This window comes from Kitasatospora sp. NPDC096128 (genome assembly GCF_040303105.1).
Lineage (GTDB): Bacteria > Actinomycetota > Actinomycetes > Streptomycetales > Streptomycetaceae > Kitasatospora.
The window spans coordinates 19,678-39,019 of sequence record NZ_JBEOSP010000061.1 but is presented as its reverse complement, the minus strand read 5'-3'; the positions used below and the strand labels follow the sequence as shown (position 1 = coordinate 39,019).

General features: G+C 73.6%; 17 protein-coding genes. 10 read left to right on the top strand and 7 right to left on the bottom strand.

The genetic code is table 11. The features are described from left to right. Positions 1–456 precede the first annotated feature (456 nt). The 3 genes from ABTY61_RS38025 to ABTY61_RS38015 all read left to right on the top strand — a co-directional run bounded on the left by ABTY61_RS38025 (position 457) and on the right by ABTY61_RS38015 (position 2,753). On the top strand, positions 457–867 hold the full coding sequence (locus ABTY61_RS38025; RefSeq protein ID WP_350509776.1) for a hypothetical protein: 411 nt from the start codon (positions 457–459) through the stop codon (positions 865–867). Positions 868–965: 98 nt separating this feature from the next. Continuing rightward, entirely contained in the window at positions 966–1,184 is a 219-nt protein-coding gene (locus tag ABTY61_RS38020; protein ID WP_350509775.1) for a hypothetical protein, read from the top strand. A gap of 72 nt (positions 1,185–1,256) precedes the next feature. Beyond that, positions 1,257–2,753, top strand: a complete 1,497-nt coding sequence (locus ABTY61_RS38015) for an MFS transporter (protein ID WP_350509774.1) — start codon at positions 1,257–1,259, stop codon at positions 2,751–2,753. Between the two features lie 17 nt (positions 2,754–2,770). Here the strand turns inward: ABTY61_RS38015 and ABTY61_RS38010 are convergent, their stop codons facing one another. Then, a complete protein-coding gene (locus ABTY61_RS38010; RefSeq protein WP_350509773.1) occupies positions 2,771–4,408 on the bottom strand; it encodes an alpha/beta hydrolase in 1,638 nt (545 codons plus the stop codon). Positions 4,409–4,631: 223 nt separating this feature from the next. Here ABTY61_RS38010 and ABTY61_RS38005 point away from each other — a divergent pair, with 223 nt between their 5' ends. The 5 genes from ABTY61_RS38005 (at position 4,632) to ABTY61_RS37985 (ending at position 10,780) form a co-directional block, all read left to right on the top strand. After that, on the top strand, positions 4,632–5,726 hold the full coding sequence (locus tag ABTY61_RS38005; RefSeq protein WP_350509772.1) for a Rieske 2Fe-2S domain-containing protein: 1,095 nt from the start codon (positions 4,632–4,634) through the stop codon (positions 5,724–5,726). Positions 5,727–5,966: 240 nt separating this feature from the next. After that, positions 5,967–6,785: an AfsR/SARP family transcriptional regulator gene (locus ABTY61_RS38000; RefSeq protein ID WP_350509771.1), complete on the top strand. Its 819-nt coding sequence runs from the start codon at positions 5,967–5,969 to the stop codon at positions 6,783–6,785. Between the two features lie 94 nt (positions 6,786–6,879). Next, complete coding sequence (locus ABTY61_RS37995) at positions 6,880–7,668, top strand: SDR family NAD(P)-dependent oxidoreductase (RefSeq protein ID WP_350509770.1); 789 nt, start codon at positions 6,880–6,882, stop codon at positions 7,666–7,668. 62 nt (positions 7,669–7,730) lie between these two features. Continuing rightward, complete coding sequence (locus ABTY61_RS37990; protein ID WP_350509769.1) at positions 7,731–10,130, top strand: condensation domain-containing protein; 2,400 nt, start codon at positions 7,731–7,733, stop codon at positions 10,128–10,130. A 209-nt stretch (positions 10,131–10,339) separates the two neighbouring features. Next, positions 10,340–10,780 carry an SRPBCC family protein gene (locus ABTY61_RS37985; RefSeq protein WP_350509768.1) on the top strand — a complete coding sequence of 147 codons (441 nt, stop codon included), beginning with the start codon at positions 10,340–10,342 and terminating at the stop codon, positions 10,778–10,780. On the opposite strand, the gene ABTY61_RS37980 is transcribed toward ABTY61_RS37985, so the two are convergent. The 4 genes from ABTY61_RS37980 to ABTY61_RS37965 form a co-directional block, all read right to left on the bottom strand. Next, on the bottom strand, positions 10,770–11,585 hold the full coding sequence (locus ABTY61_RS37980) for a hypothetical protein (RefSeq protein WP_350509767.1): 816 nt from the start codon (positions 11,583–11,585) through the stop codon (positions 10,770–10,772). The two genes, ABTY61_RS37985 and ABTY61_RS37980, sit on opposite strands and share 11 nt — an antisense overlap. Positions 11,586–11,733: 148 nt before the next feature. Beyond that, complete coding sequence (locus ABTY61_RS37975; RefSeq protein WP_350509766.1) at positions 11,734–12,675, bottom strand: TIGR01777 family oxidoreductase; 942 nt, start codon at positions 12,673–12,675, stop codon at positions 11,734–11,736. Between the two features lie 108 nt (positions 12,676–12,783). Further along, positions 12,784–13,065 carry a hypothetical protein gene (locus tag ABTY61_RS37970; protein ID WP_350509765.1) on the bottom strand — a complete coding sequence of 94 codons (282 nt, stop codon included), beginning with the start codon at positions 13,063–13,065 and terminating at the stop codon, positions 12,784–12,786. Between the two features lie 654 nt (positions 13,066–13,719). Further along, positions 13,720–14,067, bottom strand: a complete 348-nt coding sequence (locus ABTY61_RS37965) for an ArsR/SmtB family transcription factor (RefSeq protein ID WP_350509777.1) — start codon at positions 14,065–14,067, stop codon at positions 13,720–13,722. 784 nt (positions 14,068–14,851) lie between these two features. Here ABTY61_RS37965 and ABTY61_RS37960 point away from each other — a divergent pair. Continuing rightward, positions 14,852–15,565 carry a VIT1/CCC1 transporter family protein gene (locus tag ABTY61_RS37960; protein WP_350509764.1) on the top strand — a complete coding sequence of 238 codons (714 nt, stop codon included), beginning with the start codon at positions 14,852–14,854 and terminating at the stop codon, positions 15,563–15,565. Between the two features lie 92 nt (positions 15,566–15,657). On the opposite strand, the gene ABTY61_RS37955 is transcribed toward ABTY61_RS37960, so the two are convergent. Next, the gene (locus ABTY61_RS37955) at positions 15,658–16,344 is read right to left on the bottom strand and encodes a helix-turn-helix domain-containing protein (RefSeq protein WP_350509763.1); all 687 of its coding nucleotides are present in this window, start codon (positions 16,342–16,344) and stop codon (positions 15,658–15,660) included. Positions 16,345–16,370: 26 nt separating this feature from the next. Continuing rightward, positions 16,371–17,414 (bottom strand): zinc-dependent alcohol dehydrogenase family protein, encoded by a 1,044-nt coding sequence (locus ABTY61_RS37950; RefSeq protein WP_350509762.1) that lies wholly within the window; start codon positions 17,412–17,414, stop codon positions 16,371–16,373. Positions 17,415–17,606: 192 nt separating this feature from the next. Here ABTY61_RS37950 and ABTY61_RS37945 point away from each other — a divergent pair, with 192 nt between their 5' ends. Next, complete coding sequence (locus ABTY61_RS37945; protein ID WP_350509761.1) at positions 17,607–19,337, top strand: sensor histidine kinase; 1,731 nt, start codon at positions 17,607–17,609, stop codon at positions 19,335–19,337. The last annotated feature ends 5 nt before the right edge of the window (positions 19,338–19,342 follow it).

The window sequence follows — 19,342 nt, the reverse complement described above, 5'->3', positions numbered from 1 at the left end:
CCACACCGGCACCAGCCACCGCACCAGCCATCACGACCACCCTCACTCGGAGTAGGAGAAACCGGCGGACCGAACGGGGGCACTGCGGGCCTCCGAACCATCCGTCCTCATGTCCACCAGTCAAATCCACGCCGGGCCGGCGAACCATAGCCTCCGCACTCAGGCACATGCGTGAGCGTCTACGGCACCGGCCATGGCGACGGCCGCAGCTCTCCGCCACTCACCACAACACACCCCACCCGGGGCCGAAAGCGCTTTCCAGCGCCCCTCGACCGGCCTTCCAGCGCCCGGGCACCCATCGGGCGCACGGCGGCGACTCAGACGCCCACGACGCTCGCATATGCGACCGGCCGGTACTGCGGGGCCTCCGGGAACCGGACTTGCCCCCGGGCGGCCGCCGGGGATAGTTTTGAACTCGTTCAGTTTGAACCTGTTCAAAGCCACCGGGGGGACCGGATGCCAGGACACCTCTTCACCCGCCGCACCGACCGGCCCTGGCCGATCGCCCTGTTCGCCGCCGCCACCTGGGTGCAGCCCTGGTTCCTGATCGACACGTCCGCGACCTGGTGGGCCGCCACCCTCTGGTTCCTGCTCCTGGCACTCACCGTGCTGCCCCAGGCGATCGCCGACCCCCTGTGGTTCCGCCGGACCTGCCGGATCGTCGCCGGGGTGGTGCTCGGCACCGAGGTCGCGGTCTCCGCCCCCAACCTCCTGCCGCTGCCGTTCCTCCTCATCCTCTTCCCCGCGGGCCTCCTCCTCCTGCTCGCCGGCTGGGGGCGCGGCAGCCCGGTCCGCGGGTTCCTCGCCGCCCTGCTGCTCGCCATCCCCTTCCTGGTCGGCTTCGCGACGCTCTGCAGGCCCCGCTGACCGCGACCCCGAGCAGCTCCGGCGCGCGGCCGGGCCGTTCACGCCCCGGTCGCAAGAACCCCTGCTTCCAGGCCCGATCGCCCCGGCCGATCGTCGCCATGGCCGGGGCCGGCCGGGCGCCGATCCGGACGTTCCTGGACGGCCACGCAAGCCCTGCACTCGTCGCCGGGCGGCTCCTGTCGCTTGCGCTCGCCGTCCTGCCGCTGTGCCCGGCCGCGATCCTGCTGGGCGTCCCGTTCGCGATCGCCGTCCGGCAGCCCTGCCACTCCCACCGACCCCGCCCGGGCGGCGCACCGGCCGCCACCGGGGCATCATGACGGAGGAGCCGCAACCGTTCACCGAGCGTGACGAACTCGCGGCGGGCATCCGGCAGGCGAAGGAGGACCGTCATGACCGATCCGGCGAAGTCGACCTCGTCCCGGCAGTGGCCGACGCCGCCCGGGGTGATCGCCACCGACGTGCCGGCCCGGCTGGACCGGCTGCCCTGGTCCCGCTGGCACTGGCGGATCGTGATCGGCCTCGGCACCGTCTGGATCCTGGACGGCCTGGAGGTGACGATCGTCGGCAACATGGCCGGACGGCTCGCCCAGGACGGCAGCGGCATCGCCATCACCACCGCCCAGGTGACCACCGTCGCGGCCGCCGTCTACGTGGCGGGCGCCTGCACCGGGGCGCTGTTCTTCGGCTGGCTGACCGACCGGCTGGGCCGCAAGAAGCTGTTCATGGTCACCCTCGCCGTGTACCTGGCCGCCACCGCCGTCACCTCGCTGTCCTGGACGGCCTGGTTCTTCTTCCTCTGCCGCTTCTTCACCGGCTTCGGCATCGGCGGCGAGTACGCGGCCATCAACTCGGCGATCGACGAGCTGATCCCGGCCCGGGTGCGCGGCCGGGTCGACCTCATCATCAACGGCAGCTTCTGGGTCGGCGCCGCGGTCGGCGCGTTCGCCTCGATTGCGCTGCTCAACACCTCCCTCTTCGCGACGGACCTCGGCTGGCGGCTCGCCTTCGGCATCGGCGTGGTCCTGGGCCTGGTGATCATGCTGGTGCGCCGGCACGTCCCGGAGAGCCCGCGCTGGCTGTTCACCCACGGGCGGGCGCCGGAGGCCGAGCAGGTGGTCGCCGAGGCGGAGGAGGCGGTCGAGCGGGAGACCGCAGCGGCGCTGCCGCCGGTCACCGGGGAGCCGATCCTGATCCGCGAACGCGCGCCCCTGGGCTTCGGCGCGGTGCTGCGCACGGTGATCGCCCGCTACCCGCGCCGCACCGTGCTCGGCCTGGCGCTCTTCATCGGCCAGGCCTTCCTCTACAACGCGGTGACCTTCGGCTACGCCACCATCCTGACCACCTACTTCGCGGTGCCCGAGGGCGATACCGGCTACTACTTCGCGGTGATCGCGGTCGGCAACTTCCTCGGCCCGCTGCTGCTCGGCCACCTCTTCGACTCGATCGGCCGCAAGCCGATGATCGCCGGCACCTACATCGGCTCCGGCGTCCTGCTGTTCGCCACCGCCGCGCTCTTCCAGCACGGCTCGCTCTCCGCCGCCTCCATGACGGGCTGCTGGACGGCCGTGCTGTTCCTCGCCTCGGCCGGGGCCAGCGCGGCCTACCTGACGGTCAGCGAGATCTTCCCGCTGGAGACCAGGGCGCTGTCCATCGCCTTCTTCTACGCCGTCGGCACGGCGGTCGGCGGCATCAGCGGCCCGCTGCTCTTCAACGGCCTGGTGAGCAGCGGCGAGGTCTCCGACACCACGCTCGCCTTCTGTGTCGGGGCGGCGCTGATGACGGCCGCCGGCCTGGTCGAGGCGGCGATCGGCGTACGGGCGGAGCGGCGCAGCCTGGAGTCGCTGGCTGCGCCGCTCAGCGCGGTCGGACCGGCCGAGAGCCCCTGAGGCGTGTCGGATGCGCCCTAGCGGAGCACCCCGCGCACGGCCTCGGGGTCGGTGGGCGCGAGCGGGGCGGCCGGGGCGGTGGTGAGCGCCTTCGCGGTGGCGGGCGGCGGGGTCACGTACACGGGCGCCGGGTCGTCCTCGGGGGCGCAGGTCTTGGCGATCCGTCCCTTGCCCTGGGGCAGGCTGCCGTCGCGCAGGTAGGCGGTGAAGGTGTCGTCCAGGCAGGCGTTGCCGTGGAAGAGGATCTCGTGGAAGCTGCCGCCGTTCTGGACGACGAGCTTGGAGCCCGGCAGCGCGTCGTGCATGGCGAGGCCGCCCTGGTAGGGGGTGGCGGCGTCCTCGGTGGCCTGGAACAGCAGGACGGGGGGCAGCCCCTTGCCGGTGATCTTGAGGCGGCCCGCCGGGTTGCCCTGGTACGGCCAGAACATGCAGGCGGCGTTGTACCACATGTTGTTATAGGCGTAGAAGGGCGCGCGGGCGTCGACCTTCGCCTGGTCCTTCTTCCAGAACTCCCAGTCGCGCGGCCAGGCGTTCTCGGTGCACTGGGCGGCGTTGTAGGCGGGGAAGGCGCCGTCGTCGGCGCCGGGGGCCGCGTACTTGTTGTAGGCGATGTTCAGCGGCCGGGTGTCGTGCTGGGTGAGGTAGCCGGAGAGCACGGTGGCCATCCGGGGCCAGCGCAGGAAGTTGTAGCCGCCGCCGTAGAAGGTGTCCTCGAACTCGGCGGGGCCGATCTTCCCGGGTGCCGGGGCGGCGTCGACCGGGTCCTTGCGCAGCGCGTCCTCGACCTGGTGGTAGGCCCGGGCCACGGCGGCGGGGTCGGTGCCCAGGTGGTAGGTCGGGTCGGCCTTGGCGGTCCAGGCGGTGAAGGCGTCGAAGCGTCGCTGGTGTTCCTCGTCCTGGAGGACGTTGTGGTCGTACCAGCTGATGGTCGGGCCGACGATGCTGTCCAGTACCATCCGGCGCACGTGCGAGGGGAAGAGCTGGCCGTACGTCGAACCGAGCGAGGTGCCCCAGGAGCCGCCGTAGTAGTTGATCTTCGATACGCCCAGGGCCCGGCGGATGCTGTCGAGGTCGCGGGCGTTGTCGACGGTGGTCATGTGCGGCAGCAGCCAGGACCAGTCGGCCGCGCAGTCGGCCGCATAGCCGGCCGCCTTCTTCAGCCAGGCCTTCGAAGTCCCCTGGCTCAGCTGGTAGTCGGGGCGCTCGGCGTCGAAGTAGTGGGCGTCGCAGATGACGTGGGGGTCGCTGCCGTTGGTGCCGCGCGGGTCGAAGCCGATCCAGTCGTAGGTCGAGGCGACGTCCGCCGGGATCTTTCCGGCGATGTAGGCGGGCATCCAGAGGCCGGAGTCGCCGGGGCCGCCGGGGTTGAGCAGGATCGGGCCCTGCTGCTTGTCCTTGGGCGCAGTGGCGGGCAGCCGGTTGAGCTTGATCTTGATCTTGCGCCCGCGCGGGTCGGCGTAGTCCACCGGCACGTCGAGCATCGCGCACTGGAGCGCCGGGGTTGCGGCGTCGTTGCAGGAGCTCCAGGCGAGCGCGCCCTGGCCGGTGTCGGCCAGGTCGGGGGCGTCGGGTTCGGTGGCGGAGGCGGGGCCGACGAGCCCGCCGAAGGTGGCGACGGCCGCGGCGGCCGCGAGGAGGGCGATGGCTTTTCTCATGGGGAGCATGATGTGACATGTGCAATGGCACATCCAGGGGGCGGACCGGACTTTACCAAGCTTTGACTCGAAAGCCATACATGACGGATCATCAGATTTCTACCTCCTTAGGGAGGTTGACCATGCGACCGCGACCGATCCATGGCTAGCATCTGAACTCCATGCCGTTCGGGCGCTCATCGCCTGGAGGAGGCGGCGCCGAGCAGGCCGACAGGAGACGCTCATGCGCTTGCCCCACGACCACGTCCACCCCGTCAGCGACCGCCCGACCGCAGCCGACATCGCGCTGCCGCCGGGCCTGCCCTATCCCGACGGGTGGGCCGCCCTCGCCTTCTCCGCCGAGCTCAAGCCCGGCACGGTGATCACCAGGCAACTGGCCGGCGAGGACGTCGTGCTGTACCGGCTGCGCGACGGCAGCCTGCGCGCCGTCCGGCCGTACTGCCCGCACCTGGGCGCCCACCTCGGGCTCGCCGCGGTTCGGGGCAACGACCTGGTCTGCCCCTTCCACCTGTTCGCCTTCGACGCCGACGGCCGGTGCGTGCGGACCGGCTACAGCACCCCGCCGCCCCGCGCCGCGCTGTCCCCACTGCCGGTGAACGAGGTGAACGGCGCCGTCTTCGTCTGGCGCCACCACGACGACCGGGAGCCGGACTGGGAGATCCCCGCCTGGCACGCACTCGGCGACCGACCGCTGCGGCACGCCTCCTGGGAGATGCCGGGCCTCGCCCAGGACGTCATGGAGAACTCCTTCGACCTCGGCCACTTCGTCACCCTGCACGGCTGGCCACAGGGCGAGTTGGCGGCCCCGGTGGAATTCGACGGGGCGCGCTTCCACATCTCCATGCGGGTGCGGGAGAGGTTCCCGGTGCTCGGGATGCGGGAGGTCGAGATCGAGGTCGACGGGTACGGCCTCGCCGCGCTGCACACCGATGTCCGTACGCCCTCGCTCGGCCTGGAGATCTGCTCGCTGGTGATGCCCACCCAGGTCTCCCCCGGCCGGATGCAGCTGCGCCAGGCCGGTCGCTTCGTCCTGGCCGAGCCGGCCGGGCTCCCTCCCGCGCTCGCCCGCGCCGTCAGCCGTGCGGCGACCAGGGTGCTGGCGGGCCCGATGTTCAAGCGGAGCACCGAGTTCACCGCGGCGGACTTCCCGATCTGGTCCACCAAGAAGTACCTCTCCCCGCCACGGCTCGCCGCCGGCGACGGGCCGATCGGCGCGATGCGGCACTGGGCCCGGCGGTTCTACCCCTCGGACCGGCCGGCGCACCACCCGGACCCGGCCGTGCCGGCGCGCCAGGACGGCGTCCACTCGCGCCGGTAGACCTCCGCCGGGCGATCCGACGGGATCCGATGAACGATCACCAGCGGCGCGGAGACCGGCCCCCGGCTCCGCACCGCCCCATCAGCCCGCCCGGAACCGTGCTCGATCCGCGCTCGAGGAATCCGGCCGCCCCCGCCCGGCGCAACTAAGGTGCGACGCGTCCACCCGACCATCCCTCGGATTCGAACACGCACCCGTCCGGCCGAGCCGCCGCCACCCGCGTACGAGAGGAGAACCGCCATGCACCTCAAGGTCCTCGGCCCCCTCACCGCCGACCTGAACGGCATCTCCGTCGTCCCCACCGCCGCCAAACAGCGCCAGATCCTCGCCCTGCTCGCGCTGTACCCCAACCGGATCCTGCCCACCGCCACACTGATCGAGGAGATCTGGGGCGACGACCCCCCGAGACAGGCGCTCACCACCATGCAGACGTACATCCTGCAACTGCGCCGCCGGATCACCCAGTCCCTCGGCCCGACCCCGCACATCACCGCCAAGGACGTCCTGACCACCCGGCACGGCGGCTACCAACTCACCGCCCACCCCGACGCCCTGGACGTGCACACCTACAACCTGCTGATCACCCAGGGCCAGCACGCCTTCAACCACGGCCACGACCACCAGGCCGCCACCCACTTCCGCCAGGCACTCGCCCTCTGGCACGGCCCGGCCCTGGTCGACGTCCGGCCCGGGCCGATCCTCACCATCGAGATCATGCGCCTGGAGGAGAGCCGGCTGATCACCCTGGAACGACGCATCGACAGCGACCTGCGGCTCGGCCGGCACAACGAGCTGATCCCCGAACTCACCCACCTCACCCACCAGCACCCGCACCACGAAGGCCTGCACGCCCAGGCCATGGTCGCGCTCTACCGGGCCGGCCGGCAGACCAACGCGCTCTCCGCCTACCACCACCTCCGGCACCGGCTGACCAACGAGCTCGGCATCCAGCCCTCCCCGCACCTCCAGCACCTGCACCACGCCATCCTCACCCTCGACCCCGCCCTCAACACCCCGACCACCGCACACCCCACGACCTACAACCTCTACTCCGCCTGAACCGTGTCCGAGCCCCAGGACCCACGGCCCCTACTCCGCCCAAGGCGCACCCCAGGACGCACGACCTCTCCCGCCCTCACCCACAGGACCCGTCATGACCACCGAACCCGAGAAACCCCTCGCCCTGATCACCGGCGGCACCCGCGGGATCGGCCTCGCCATCGCCCGCGAACTCGGCAGCCGCGGCCACCACGTCTACATCTGCGCCCGCACCGCCGAGCACATCGGCGAGGCCCTGGAAACCCTGCGCGGCGAGGGCCACCAGGCAGACGGCTCCACCTGCGACGTCCGCGACCCCACACAGGTCACCGAGCTGGTCCAGCGCACGGTCGCCGCGCACGGACCGATCACCGTCCTGGTCAACAACGCCGGCCGCACCGGCGGCGGTCCGACCGCCACCACCACCGACGACCTCTGGTACGACGTCATCGACACCAACCTGAACGCCGTCTTCCTGGTCACCCGGGAGACCCTCAAACACGGCCGGATCACCACCACCGCCCACCCGCGCATCATCAACATCGCCTCCACCGCCGGGAAGCAGGCCGTCACCTACGGCGCCCCGTACACCGCGAGCAAGCACGCGGTGATCGGCTTCACCCGGGCCCTGGCCAAGGAGCTGGCACCGACCGGCACCACGGTCAACGCCATCTGCCCCGGCTACGTGCACACCCCGCACACCACCCGGATCCACCACGAGTACGCGACCGCCTACAACACCACACCCGAGACCATCCACCAGCACTTCCAGACCCATATCCCGCTCGGGCGCTACACCACCCCCGAGGAGGTCGCCTCGCTGGCCGGCTACCTCACCAGCCCCACCGCGGCCAGCATCACCGCCCAGGCGCTCAACGTCTGCGGCGGCCTCGCCACCCAGTAGCCCCGGCCCGCACCCGGGCCGGCCGACGGGAAGGAACCGGGCCAGGAGCCCGTTGATCAGCGATGACGAACCGCCAGTTCTCCAGTGCACCCGTCACCCTGCTGGTGGCCGGTGCCCCCGCGGTCGCGCCCTGCCTGCCCGCCGCCCGCCCGCCGAGAGCACTCGACCCGGCCGCGGTGAGCGCCGCGCTCGCCCGGACGGCCTCCCGCCCCCGCCCCGACACCCACCCCGGCCCGGTCCCGGCCGGCCCCGCTGTTCCCACTGTTCCCGCCGGCCCGGGTGTTCCCGCCGGTCCTGCCGTTCCCGCCGGTCCTGCTGGTCCCGCCGGTCCCGCCGGTCCCGCCCGGCGGCCCGGCCCGCGGCTGCCGGAGTTCCTGCTGGTCGAGCTGCACCGGTCGTACGAGCCCGCCGCCCTCCAGGACGCCCTGCGCACCGCCGCCCGGGAGCCCGCCGCTCGGGAGCCCGCCGCCGACCTGCTGTGGCAGCGGGCAGTGGCCGGCCCTGCCGGGCTGGACGGCGTGCTCGCCGACCTGGGCCGGTCCCTGGCCGCCGGGCCGCCGCTGCGGGCCGTCCTGGTGACGGACCTCCGCGGCGGCCCCCAGCGGCTGTTCGTGGGCATCGCCCCCGGCCCGCCCGGGCGCGCCGTCGGGCTGCTGGAGGAGCTGCGGGCGGCCCTCGCCCACCCGCCGGAGCCCGTCACCGTGCCGACCAGCGCGCTGCAGCGCGAGCTGCTGCGCCAGGTGGTCGGCCGCGCCGACCACGGCGGGCGGCACATCGAGCAGCTGTCCTGGAAGTGGCACGGCCCGCTGGACACCGAGCGCTTCACCGCGGCCTGGCAGTCGGTGACCGACCACGAGACGGTGCTGCGCGCCTCCTTCGACTGGGAGCGGGACGGCAGCGGCGACCCGTGGATGGTGCTGCACGAGCACGCCGCCCCCGAGGTCACCCGGCACCCCCACGGCAGCCTCGGCTGGGAGGAACTGCTGGCCGCCGACCGCCTGCGCGGCTTCGACCTGCGCCGCCCCGGCCTGCTGCGCGCCACCCTGCTGGACGCCCCGCAGACCGAGGACGAGGGCCCCGCCACCCGGGTGCTGCTCACCTACCACCACGCCATGCTGGACGGCTGGAGCGTCCGGCTGCTGCTGCAGTCCTTCTACCGCGCCTACCTCACCGGCGGGGTGCTGCCCGGCGGCGAACGCCGCCCCGACCTGCGCGACCACGCCCGCTGGCTGGCCGCCCAACCCACCGGCGCCGCCCAGGAGTTCTGGTCCACCCGGCCCGCCGCCACGGCCCGGCTGCCGCTCTCCCCGGACCCGCGCCGGCGCGGCAGCGGCCGGGCCCGGCGCCGACTCACCCCGTACGAGGCGGTCAAGCTGCGCGGCTGGGCGGCGGCCCTCGGCGCGGGCGAGAGCAGCGCACTGCAGGCCGCCTGGGCGCTGCTGCTGTACCGCGCCGCGCAGTCCGAGCGGCCGCGGCGCCCGGCCCGGGCGGTCCGGGTCGGCTTCGCGGTCGCCGTCTCCGGCCGCGGCATCCCGCTGGAGGGCGTCGACCGGCTGCCCGGCGCCCTGCGCAACCCGCTGCCGATCTCGGTCCGGGTCCAGCCGGGCACCACCGTGCCGCAGTTGCTCGGCACCCTGCGCGACACCGTGGTCGACCTCGCCGCCTACGAATGGGTCTCCCCCGGCCAGGCCGAGCACTTCGGCCCCGGCGGGCGCGACCGGCGGCCCGACAGCCTGGTCGTCCTCGATCACCAGCCGATGACCGCGCACCAACTACGGCTGGAGAGCGACCTCGCGGCGCACGGCATCCACGTGGAGACGCCCGTTCCGGCCGGCACCCTCACTTCGTACCCGGTCACCCTCGCCGCGCACTACGACGCGACCGGCGGACTCGTCCTCACCACGACCCACGACCGCGCACTGCTCACCGACCAGGACGCCGCCGAACTCCTCAGCCAGAGCGCCCACCTGCTGCGCAGCTTCCCCGACCTGCCGAGCGGACTGAGCGCCACCGAGGTGCTGCGCTCCACCCTCGCCGGGCAGCCCGCCCCGCGCCCCGGCGAGCCCTGCCCCGCCACCCCGGACGGCGCTCCGCCCACCGTGCGGCTGGACGTGCTGCACCGCGCCGAACGGCCGGGCGCCGGCTGGGTGCTGCTGCTCCCCCCGCCCGGCGCCCCGCGGACCGGCCACCCCGGCGACCCCGGCGCCGCTCGCGCCTGGCCCGGCCCGCAGGCCCTCGGCGTGCTGCACCCGGACTCGGAGGACACCCCGCCCGACGCCTACCGCCCGGTGCTGGCACCGCTGTTGGCGGGCTGCGCGCCCGTCGCCCTGGTCGCCCCGCCGGGCCGGGGCGTCACCGCGTACGAGATCGCCCGGCTCGGTCCGCCCGGCCCGCCGCCACAGGTGGTGCTGCTCGCCGCCGGGGCCGATCTCCCGGCGCTGGCCACGCTGTTGGCGCCGTAGTCGCACTGCGGCCGCAGCGGCACTCGACGGGACCGCGAACGGAAGGTGGACCAGGAGGGCCGATCTCACGGCCACCGGCCCGACCGCCTTCGGCCCGTGGCTGGCCCTGCCGCTCCGACCCGATCCCGGCGGCCGCTCCTGACCCGTCCCGGGCGGCCGCCGTACGCCCGCCGCACGGCGGCCGGAGCGCGGGAGTCCTAGACTGCGGCATGGCCCGTTTCACCCTGACCCGACGTTCTCCGCTGCCGCCCGCCGAGTGCTGGGCCCGGCTGACCGCCTGGCCCCGGCACGGCGAGCGGGTGCCGTTCACCCGGGTGAGCGTGGTGCGGGGTACCGGGCGGCGGGTGGGGGACGTGGTGCTGGCGCGGACGGCCTTCGGGCCGCTGGGCTTCGACGACCCGATGGAGCTGGTCGAGCTGGCCGCGCCCGTCCGGTGCCGGCTGGCGAAGCGCGGCAAGGTGGTGCGCGGCGGCGCCGAGCTGCGGGTCCGCGCGGTGGGTGCGGGCAGCGAGGCGGTGTGGGCCGAGGAGCTGAGGATCACCGGCCTGCCCCGGCTGTTCGACCCGCTGGTGGCGCTCGCCGGGCGACTGGTGTTCGGCCGGGTGCTGGACCACCTGCTGGCCGCGGACCCGGACACCGCTACGGATTGAGGGTGCGCCAGCTCAGGTACTGCTGGCGCACGTAGTGCCGCTGGTCGCCCTCGACCGTGATCCGGTCGTACTTGACCAGCTGCTCCGCAGCCCGCAGGGCGATCGCCAGCGCCAGCCCGTCCCCGTCCCGCAGGAACACCCGGTCGGCGAGCGCGGCGCGCCGCAGCAGGTACTCGCGTCGGCCCCGCTGGCGGGGCCGCAGGCCCTCGTCCGGCAGGGCGGCCGCCTCCGCGTCGATGCCGGGCGCGTCCTTGTAGGCCCGCTCGGCCGCGGGCACCCCCTCGGGGGGCGCGGCCCACACCCGCAGCGGCGGCAGCCGCGGGAGGCCTCGCACCTGGAGCACCTCGTTCGCGAACTCCGGCTCCTCGACGGGCAGTTCGCGCTCGCCGAAGACCGCGAACAGCTCGGCCATCGCCCGGGACGGGACGCCCTCGGGGGTGTCCTCGTCGGTGACCGGGAACTTGCCGAGCAGCGGCCCCGGGACCCGGCCCCGCGGATCGGCGAGCCGCAGCCGCAGGGTGAGGAGGCGGCCGTCGCCCTCCGCTTCGTTGCCGAACTCCATCGCCAGCCCGTGGAGGTCCGCCCAGGCGAAGCGGCGCGGCACCAGGTACCGGACCAGGGTGACGCCCTGGTCGTCCGCCCGCAGCCAGAAGGCGTACGGCGTCGCGAACAGCGCGGCGGCGGCGACCACCAGGGCGACCAGGAACGCCCCGAGGGGGTCGATCACCCCGGTGCCGACCAGGACGATTCCCGTGGCGAACATCAGCACGAAACCGACACCGGAGCGCTCGCTCCGCATCTGCATGGACGACAACCGCACCGTGCGCATCACCGTGCCCCCTCCCCCACGGCCCCGTCCCCCGCGGCCGCCACCACCGTCGCGCCCCGAGGCCGCCCGGGCAAGCTCCGACGCGCAGCTGTGACAGCCCCGTGACGCCCGTTCGGACGGACCCTCAGCGTCCGCGCAGCCGCCGCACCAGGTCACGGGCGGCCTGCGGCCAGTCCGGGTGGGCGAAGGCGAAGCCGGCCTCCAGCAGCCGGGTGGGCACGACCCGGCGGCTCTTCAGCAGCAGCTCGCTCTCCGAGCGCAGGGCGAAGGCTCCGAGCTCCGCCATCCAGCGGGTGGCGGGCAGGGCCAGCGGCATGCCCCAGCCCGCCCGCAGCTCGCGCATGAACTCGCGCTGGGGCAACGGGTTCGGGGCTGCGAGGTTGACCGGGCCGCTGAGCTCCGGGTGCGCGATCAGGAACTCGACGGCGCGCACGAAGTCCTGTTCGTGGATCCAGGACACGTACTGGGCGCCGCCGGCGATCGGCCCGCCGACGCCGAGCCGCGCCAGCCAGGACAGCGAGTCGAGGGCGCCCCCGCGCTCGGGGCCGAGGACGACTGCGGTGCGCAGCGCGAGGCGCCGGGTGTGCGGGGTGTCGGCGTCGGTCTGGGCGCCCTCCCAGGCCCGGGCGATGTCGACGCTGTACCGCCAGGAGGCCGGGGCGTCGGGTTCGGTACCGCCGATCCGCCCGTCGGTCTCGCCGTTGGGCGCGTCGTGGCGGTGGGCGTAGACGGTGGCGGTGCTCATCTGCAGCCAGACCGCGGGCGGCCTGCGGGCGGCGGCGATCGCCTGGCCGACGGCCCGGGCGGAGTGCACCCGGGAGTCCATCATGGCCCGCTGGTTCTCCGCGGTGTAGCGGCAGTTGACGCTGCGCCCGGCCAGGTTGAGGACCACGTCACTGCCGTCCAGCTCCGCCGCCCAGGCGCCCTGGGTGCGGCCGTCCCAGCCGATCTGCCGGGGCCCGGCGGGCCGTCGGCTCAGCACCGTGACCTGGTGGCCGGCGGCCGTCAGGGTGCGGTCGAGCAGGGTTCCGAGCGCGCCGGAGCCGCCGGGGATGACGATCTTCATGATTCCCCCTCATCGTTTCGTCGCCGAGCCTAGCGCGCTTCTTGAACACGTTCAATTCGCTCGGTCCAGGTCGCCCCGAGGGCCCCGCGCCCCCGACGACCGGCGGCCTCATCCGCGTGGACTCCACCTGAGCAGGTAGTCGACCCCGTCGATCCGGTAGCGGGGGTCGTCGGTGAGGCGCAACTCGGCGCCCAGTCGACGCGCATCGGCCGGCGCCTCGCGGTGCGGCGCGAGTCGTGCCGTCAGTTCGTCGTAGCGGGCGTCGACTCCCCCATGGCCGGGATGGGTATCCAGCGCGGCGCCCCCTGCTTCGTACCGCTGGTTCCACCGGGCGAAGATCGCCCATTGCTCCCGTTCCGGTGCGAGGACGGCCTCGTTCACGGGCCACACCAGGTACTCCTCGGCGGCGTCGGAGGGGCCGAAGTCCAGGCAGGCGCGGAGGCTGCCGTCCGGCAGGGCCGGCCCGGTGGCGGGCCTGCCGTGGGGAGGGTGCGCTCGCGGTGGACACCGGCGGCTCCCGTTCACTGTGCGAGGGATCTGTCCGGCCAACTGTCCCCGCCGGCACATAACACCCCGGCAACACGGCCGGACCCCTCTGACCGCCGTCCGAACCGCGGAGCCCCCGGGGCGCGGGCCCCGGGATCCCTTTGAAAGGAAGCTCGGAGGATCCGGGCGCCGGACCCCGTTCTGACCATCCGTCACGCTCGGCAGCGCCGACTCACGTTGTCCGCGATCCGCCCACACCGCCGCGTTCCGAGATACCCCCGGAGCGCCGCGATCGCGCGGGCAGGCTCGGCACCTGCCTCCGCCGGGGTCCGGGTCAACACGCCTTGTGCCGATCCAACAGTTCACCATCATGTGTTGACTTGAAGAAGTTATCAAGTCGCCGATTTCGCATGTGGTGGATTGAGACAGTGGCGATCTCTTGTGATCAGCGTCGGTCATCGCGAGCCCGGGCGAACCCCGCCATGGCCCGCCGGCACGCACGACGCACCGACGCGGAACCGGTGATCCGGCGCCACGAAACCCGGCGAGCGGGCCGGTTCAGCCTCGGGCGGGGCGTTCGGGTTCAGCACGCAGGCCGGTGAGGAGTTCGGCTTGGTCGCTGATGACGCCGCTGAGAATGGTGCGCGCGACCCGCAGGAGTTCCGCCACCTCGGGACTGGTGAGGCGGTAGTAGACGGTCGAACCCTCGCGACGGGCGATGACCAGGTTCGAGCGGCGCAGGACGGCGAGCTGCTGGGACAGGTGTGAGGCCTCGATGCCGACCTCGGGCAGCATCTCGGCGACGGCGCACTCACGCTCGCTCAGCAGCTCCAGGACGCGGATCCGCGCGGGATGCCCCAGCGTTTTGAAGAACTCCGCCTTCAACTGGTACAGCGGCGCGCCCATCACGGGAGCCGGGGCGGGCGTTTCGGCGTTCACGTCGTCACCGTCTCCATCAGGCACAGCCGTCTTCCAAGGGTCGACCTTAGCAACCGGATGATCAACGCGGCCGCTCGGGCCCGCAGCGCCATCGCACCGCGTCGCACGCCCCGAACCCCACCCCATGCCCGCCGCCGCCCCCAGGCACAACTCCGGGGACGGCGGCGAGCGGACATGCACCCCTCACGACCAGCGGGGACGGCCAGGAGAGAAGAGCGCCCGCAGCACCCGCACGGGCCGCGCCCACCCGGCACAAGGCGACACACCACCGCCGCCCGTACCGGGTACGGAGCGGACGGCGCCGCCGTGCGGCACTGCGGTGAGATGCGCACTCCTCTTCCTGATCTCGCATGTAATTGACAATGTTAGCAACTGCTAAGGTCATCATCATGCGGCGGGACACCCGGAAGCGTGCTGCCGCACGGGGGCCGCCCTGGAACCGACGCCGGGGCGGCCCTTCCGACCACGAGGGCAGGCCTCCCGCGTCCTGTCGACCGCCACACCCCTGGCTCTCCGATGGACGCTGCCGCCGCCGGTCCGCCCCGCCGACCCCGCTTGACCTGCATCGCGGTCGATGTCAGGGCTGTCAGGCCCAAGCAGCAGTCCGACCACCGCTCCGGGCACGATGGTGATGAGCGGCGACCCGGCGCATCGAACGGATCGACCGCTCCCCCGACGGCCGCCCCGAAGCGACAGCCCGCCGACCGGGCATGAAACTGATCATGAGCACCGGACAGGAGCACCCGGCCCGATGACCTTCTTCGACAGACTCCACCCCCACCAGGAGAGCCACGCCGCCTCCCGGGCCGGCTGGCTTCGCGCCGCCGTCCTCGGCGCCAACGACGGCCTGGTCTCGGTCGCCAGCCTCATGGTCGGCCTGGCCGCCAGCGGCGCGAGCACCTCCACCGTCGTCACCGGCGGCCTGGCGGGCCTCTCGGCGGGCGCGATGGCGATGGCCGCCGGCGAGTACGTCTCGGTCAGCTCACAGGTCGACGTCGAGACCGCCGACCGGGCCAAGGAGGCGCGCGAGCTCGCGGAGGCACCGGAGGCCGAACTCGCCGAACTCACCGCCATCTACGAGGGCCGGGGCGTGCCGCGCGACCTCGCCCGACAGGTCGCCGAAGCCCTGCACGAGGCCGACCCGCTCCAGGCCCACCTGCGCGACGAACTCGGCCACAGCGAGCACACCGCCGCCAACCCCGTCCAGGCCGCCCTCGCCTCCGCCGCCAGCTTCCTCGGCGGCGGGCTCGTCCCCTTCCTCGGACTGCTCGCCGCCTCCACCACCGCACGGCTGTGGCTCATCGTCGCCGTCACCCTCTGCGGCCTCGCCCTGGCCGGCGTGCTCGCCGCCCGCGCCGCCGGCACCACGCTCCTGCGCCCGACCCTGCGCGTCCTCATCGGCGGCGGCCTCGCCATGGCCGTCACGGCCGCCGTCGGCCAACTCGCCCACGTCGCGGGGGTGTGACCCGGCCGGGACCGCCGGCACCCGATCCCACCGCGGCCGGGGACCGGCGCCGTCGGCGCCGCGTGCGGTAGTGGTCGCGCCAGACCAGGCGTTCACCCCGTGCCGATCCGGCGGCCGGTGACCTCGGCGGGGCGGATGCGTACCCACAGGGGCCGGGAGCCGCCGGCCCATGGTGTGGCACCGGGCAGGGTGGAGAGCCGCTGCTGCTCGGCCGGGTCGTCGATGTGGTGGGCCTCGCCGAGGATCAGGACGCTCCAGCCGAGGCTGCGGTGGTCGTCGATGCGGTCCACCTGGAAGGAGGCGGGCGAGCCCTCGGCCGGGGCCGCCGCGCCGTGGGGCGCCGTACGGTAGACGACCGTCCGGGCGTCCACCGCGTAGTTCACCGGGAGCACGACCGGTGCCGGCCCGACCGGCAGGCCGATCCGACCGACGCCGTGGGTGCCGAGCAGTTCCCAGCACTGCGGTTCGGTCAGGTGGAGCAGCAAGGGGCGGGAGGCGGCGGCGTCGGGCTGTCCTGGTGGGGCGTCGGGGTTGCGGCCGGTCAGCAGCTGCGGCCAGGTCGTACCGAGCGCGGTGGCGAGCCGGACGAAGGCGGGCGGGTCGAACTCCGGTCCGGTCCGCAGGAGTTGCCGCAGGTAGGCTGGTGCCATGTTGGCCCGGTAGGCCAGCATCCCTTCGCTCAGGCCGAGTTGGTCGCGGCGTTGGACGATCCGGCGGGCGATGGCGGCGGGGTCGGTGCGGTCGGTGCGATCGGTGCGATCGGTGCGATCGGTGATCATGGTTGCGGCTCCTCGGCACGCGCGGGTCACGTCCGGAAGAGCGCGACCTTGAGGGCCCCGGTGTCGGCCGCGTCGGCGAAGACGTCGTAGGCGTCCTGCATCTCGTCGAGGCCGAAGCGGTGGGTGACCAGCCCTTCGACGCCCAGCCGGCCGACGGCGAGCATGTCGAGCAGCATCGGGGTGGAGTTGGTGTCGACCAGGCCGGTGGTGATGGTGACGTCGCGGATCCAGAGGTCCTCCAGGTGGAGCACCGCCGGTCTGCCGTGCACGCCCACGTTGGCGACCCGGCCGCCGGGGCGCACCAGGCGGGTGCACAGTTCGAAGGATTCGGGAACGCCGACCGCCTCGATCGCGACGTCCACACCCAGTCCGTCCCGGCTCAGCTCACGGACGGCCTCCGGGGTCGCCTCGGCCACGGTCAGCGTCGTGTCGGCGCCGAAGCGCTCGGCGGCGTCGAGGCGGCTCTGCGCGAGGTCGATCGCGATGATGCGGGACGGGCTGTAGAGGCGGGCGGTGAGGACGGCGGCGAGGCCGATCGGTCCGGCGCCGACGATCGCGACGGTGTCGCCCGGCCCGAGGCGGCCATTGCGGACGCCGACCTCGTAGGAGGTGGGCAGGATGTCGGCGAGCAGCAGGGCGTCCTCGTCCCGGACGCGGTCGGGCAGCTTGTACAGGGAGGTGTCCGCGAAGGGGGTGCGGACGTACTCGGCCTGGCAGCCGTCGACCAGGTGGCCGAGGATCCAGCCGCCTCCGCCGGTGCACTGGCCGTAGCTCGCGGCCCGGCAGTAGGCGCAGCGGCCGCAGGCGGAGATGCAGGAGACCAGGACGCGGTCGCCGGCCGTGACGGTGCGCACGCCCGGTCCGGTCTCGGTGACGGTGCCGACGGCCTCGTGTCCGAGGACGCGGCCCTCGGTGACCTCGGGGACATCGCCCTTGAGGATGTGCAGGTCGGTGCCGCAGATGGTGACCGCGTCCACCCGGACGACGGCGTCCTCCGGGTCGTGGACGGCCGGGTCGGGGACATCGCCCCAGGTGCGGCGGCCGGGTCCGTGGTAGGTGAGCGCTTTCATGCTGCGGTCGCTCCTCTCGGAGGGCGGAGCCGGCGGTTCCGCTCGCACTTCCAGCGTCTCCCGGGCCGGTCCCGTCGCCAGGGGCCCGGTGGGGTGCTCCCACTGGGTCGATGGACCCCCTCGCGCCCGCCGGCCGGGGCGATCGCGCCTACCCTGGTCAGTGGGCATCGGGGGTCGGCCACGGAGGATCCCTTGGGCAACGCGTCGGAGACCAGCGCATCGGAATCGGGCACCCCCGTACCGAAGCTGCGGCTGGACGAGCTCCTGGAGGAACTTCAGGCCCGGCTGGACGCCGCCCGCGGCACCCGTGACCGGGTGCACAGCCTGCTGGAAGCGGTGCTCGCGGTCGGGCGCGACCTGGAACTGTCCCAGGCCCTGCACCACATCGTGGCGGCCGCGGTCACCCTGGTGGACGCCGAGTTCGGCGCGCTCGGCGTGATCGGCGAGGACCAGCGGCTGTCGCAGTTCATCCCGGTCGGGGTCACGGACGATCAGGTCAAGCTGATCGGCGACCTGCCGTCCGGACACGGCATCCTCGGCGAACTGATCCGTCACCCCGAGCCGCTGCGGCTCAGCCGGATCTCCGACCACCCGGCGTCCTACGGCTTCCCGGCCGACCATCCCGCGATGAGCAGCTTCCTGGGGGTGCCGATCCGGATCCGCGGCAAGGTGTTCGGCAACCTCTACCTGACCGAGAAGCGCGGCGGCGGCGACTTCGACGAGGAGGACGAGGCGGTGCTCGCCACCCTGGCGGTCGCCGCCGGGGTCGCCATCGACAACGCCCGGCTCTACGACCGGGCCCGGCGGCGGCAGCGCTGGCTGGAGGCCAGTGCGGAGGTGACCAGCGCCCTGTTGTCGGGCAGCATGGAGCAGGAGGTGCTGGACCTGCTGCTCGCCCGGGCGACGGAGATCGCCGGCGCGGACCTCGCCGTCGTCGCCGCGCCGCTGCCGAGGACCGGAGAGCTGGAGGTGCGGATCGCCATCGGCCTCGGCGAGCGGGAGCACCGCGGTCTGGTACTGCCGATCGAGGGCTCGTTCATGGGGGCGGCTTTCCGTACCGGCGGGCTCGTGGTGAGCCCCGACGTCCAGCACGACCCGAGGATCACCGCCGGTCCACCGCGCTGGCAGGGCCTGGGACCGGCCGTCGCCGTTCCGGTCGGGACCACCGAACGCGGGATCCGGGGCGTGCTGCTGCTGGCCCGGGCGGCTGGTGAGCCGCTGTTCGAGGAGAGCGAATCCGGGCCACTGCTGGGCTTCGCCGGCCAGGCGGCGGTGGCGATGGAACTCGCGGAGCGCCGCCGGGACTCCGAGCAGGTGGCGTTGCTGCAGGAACGCGACCGGATCGCCCGCGACCTGCACGACCTGGCCATCCAGCGGCTCTTCGCCACCGGAATGACCCTCCAGGGCGCCACCCGCTTCATCGAGCACCCCGAGGCCATCGACCGGGTCCTGCGCGCGATCGACGACCTGGACGAGACCGCGAAGACCATCCGCGCCACCATCTTCGGCCTGCGCCTTCGGGAGAAGGGCCCGGCGGCGAGCGGCCTGCGCACCCGCGTCGTCGAGGTGGTCGAACGCGCCGCCCGCGCCCTCGGCTTCGCCCCGGCCCTGCGGATGACCGGCCTGATCGACGCGACCGTGCCCACCGAGGTCGCCGACGCCGCCGTCGCCGTCCTGGAGGAGGTCCTGGCCAACGCCGCCCGCCACGCCAGGGCCGACGCCGTCGACGTCGAGGTGGCCGCCGGTACCGACCTGACCCTCACCGTCACCGACGACGGGGTCGGCCTCCCCGAGGGCGGCCGCCGCAGCGGACTCGCCAACCTCGCCGACCGCGCCGCCGCCCTGGGCGGCACCTTCACCGCACGCCCCCGCCCCGAGGGCGGCACCGAGCTGGTCTGGCGGGTCCCGATCCCCGGCGAGTGAACGCG

Excerpts from the sequence above, each read along its gene's own strand:
- ABTY61_RS38025 (WP_350509776.1), top strand. The coding sequence starts at position 457 with ATGCCAGGACACCTCTTCACCCGCCGCACCGACCGGCCCTGGCCGATC.
- ABTY61_RS38020 (WP_350509775.1), top strand. The coding sequence starts at position 966 with ATGGCCGGGGCCGGCCGGGCGCCGATCCGGACGTTCCTGGACGGCCAC.
- ABTY61_RS38015 (WP_350509774.1), top strand. The coding sequence starts at position 1,257 with ATGACCGATCCGGCGAAGTCGACCTCGTCCCGGCAGTGGCCGACGCCG.
- ABTY61_RS38010 (WP_350509773.1), bottom strand. The coding sequence starts at position 4,408 with ATGAGAAAAGCCATCGCCCTCCTCGCGGCCGCCGCGGCCGTCGCCACC.
- ABTY61_RS38005 (WP_350509772.1), top strand. The coding sequence starts at position 4,632 with ATGCGCTTGCCCCACGACCACGTCCACCCCGTCAGCGACCGCCCGACC.
- ABTY61_RS38000 (WP_350509771.1), top strand. The coding sequence starts at position 5,967 with ATGCACCTCAAGGTCCTCGGCCCCCTCACCGCCGACCTGAACGGCATC.
- ABTY61_RS37995 (WP_350509770.1), top strand. The coding sequence starts at position 6,880 with ATGACCACCGAACCCGAGAAACCCCTCGCCCTGATCACCGGCGGCACC.
- ABTY61_RS37990 (WP_350509769.1), top strand. The coding sequence starts at position 7,731 with ATGACGAACCGCCAGTTCTCCAGTGCACCCGTCACCCTGCTGGTGGCC.
- ABTY61_RS37985 (WP_350509768.1), top strand. The coding sequence starts at position 10,340 with ATGGCCCGTTTCACCCTGACCCGACGTTCTCCGCTGCCGCCCGCCGAG.
- ABTY61_RS37980 (WP_350509767.1), bottom strand. The coding sequence starts at position 11,585 with ATGCAGATGCGGAGCGAGCGCTCCGGTGTCGGTTTCGTGCTGATGTTC.
- ABTY61_RS37975 (WP_350509766.1), bottom strand. The coding sequence starts at position 12,675 with ATGAAGATCGTCATCCCCGGCGGCTCCGGCGCGCTCGGAACCCTGCTC.
- ABTY61_RS37965 (WP_350509777.1), bottom strand. The coding sequence starts at position 14,067 with ATGGGCGCGCCGCTGTACCAGTTGAAGGCGGAGTTCTTCAAAACGCTG.
- ABTY61_RS37960 (WP_350509764.1), top strand. The coding sequence starts at position 14,852 with ATGACCTTCTTCGACAGACTCCACCCCCACCAGGAGAGCCACGCCGCC.
- ABTY61_RS37955 (WP_350509763.1), bottom strand. The coding sequence starts at position 16,344 with ATGATCACCGATCGCACCGATCGCACCGATCGCACCGACCGCACCGAC.
- ABTY61_RS37950 (WP_350509762.1), bottom strand. The coding sequence starts at position 17,414 with ATGAAAGCGCTCACCTACCACGGACCCGGCCGCCGCACCTGGGGCGAT.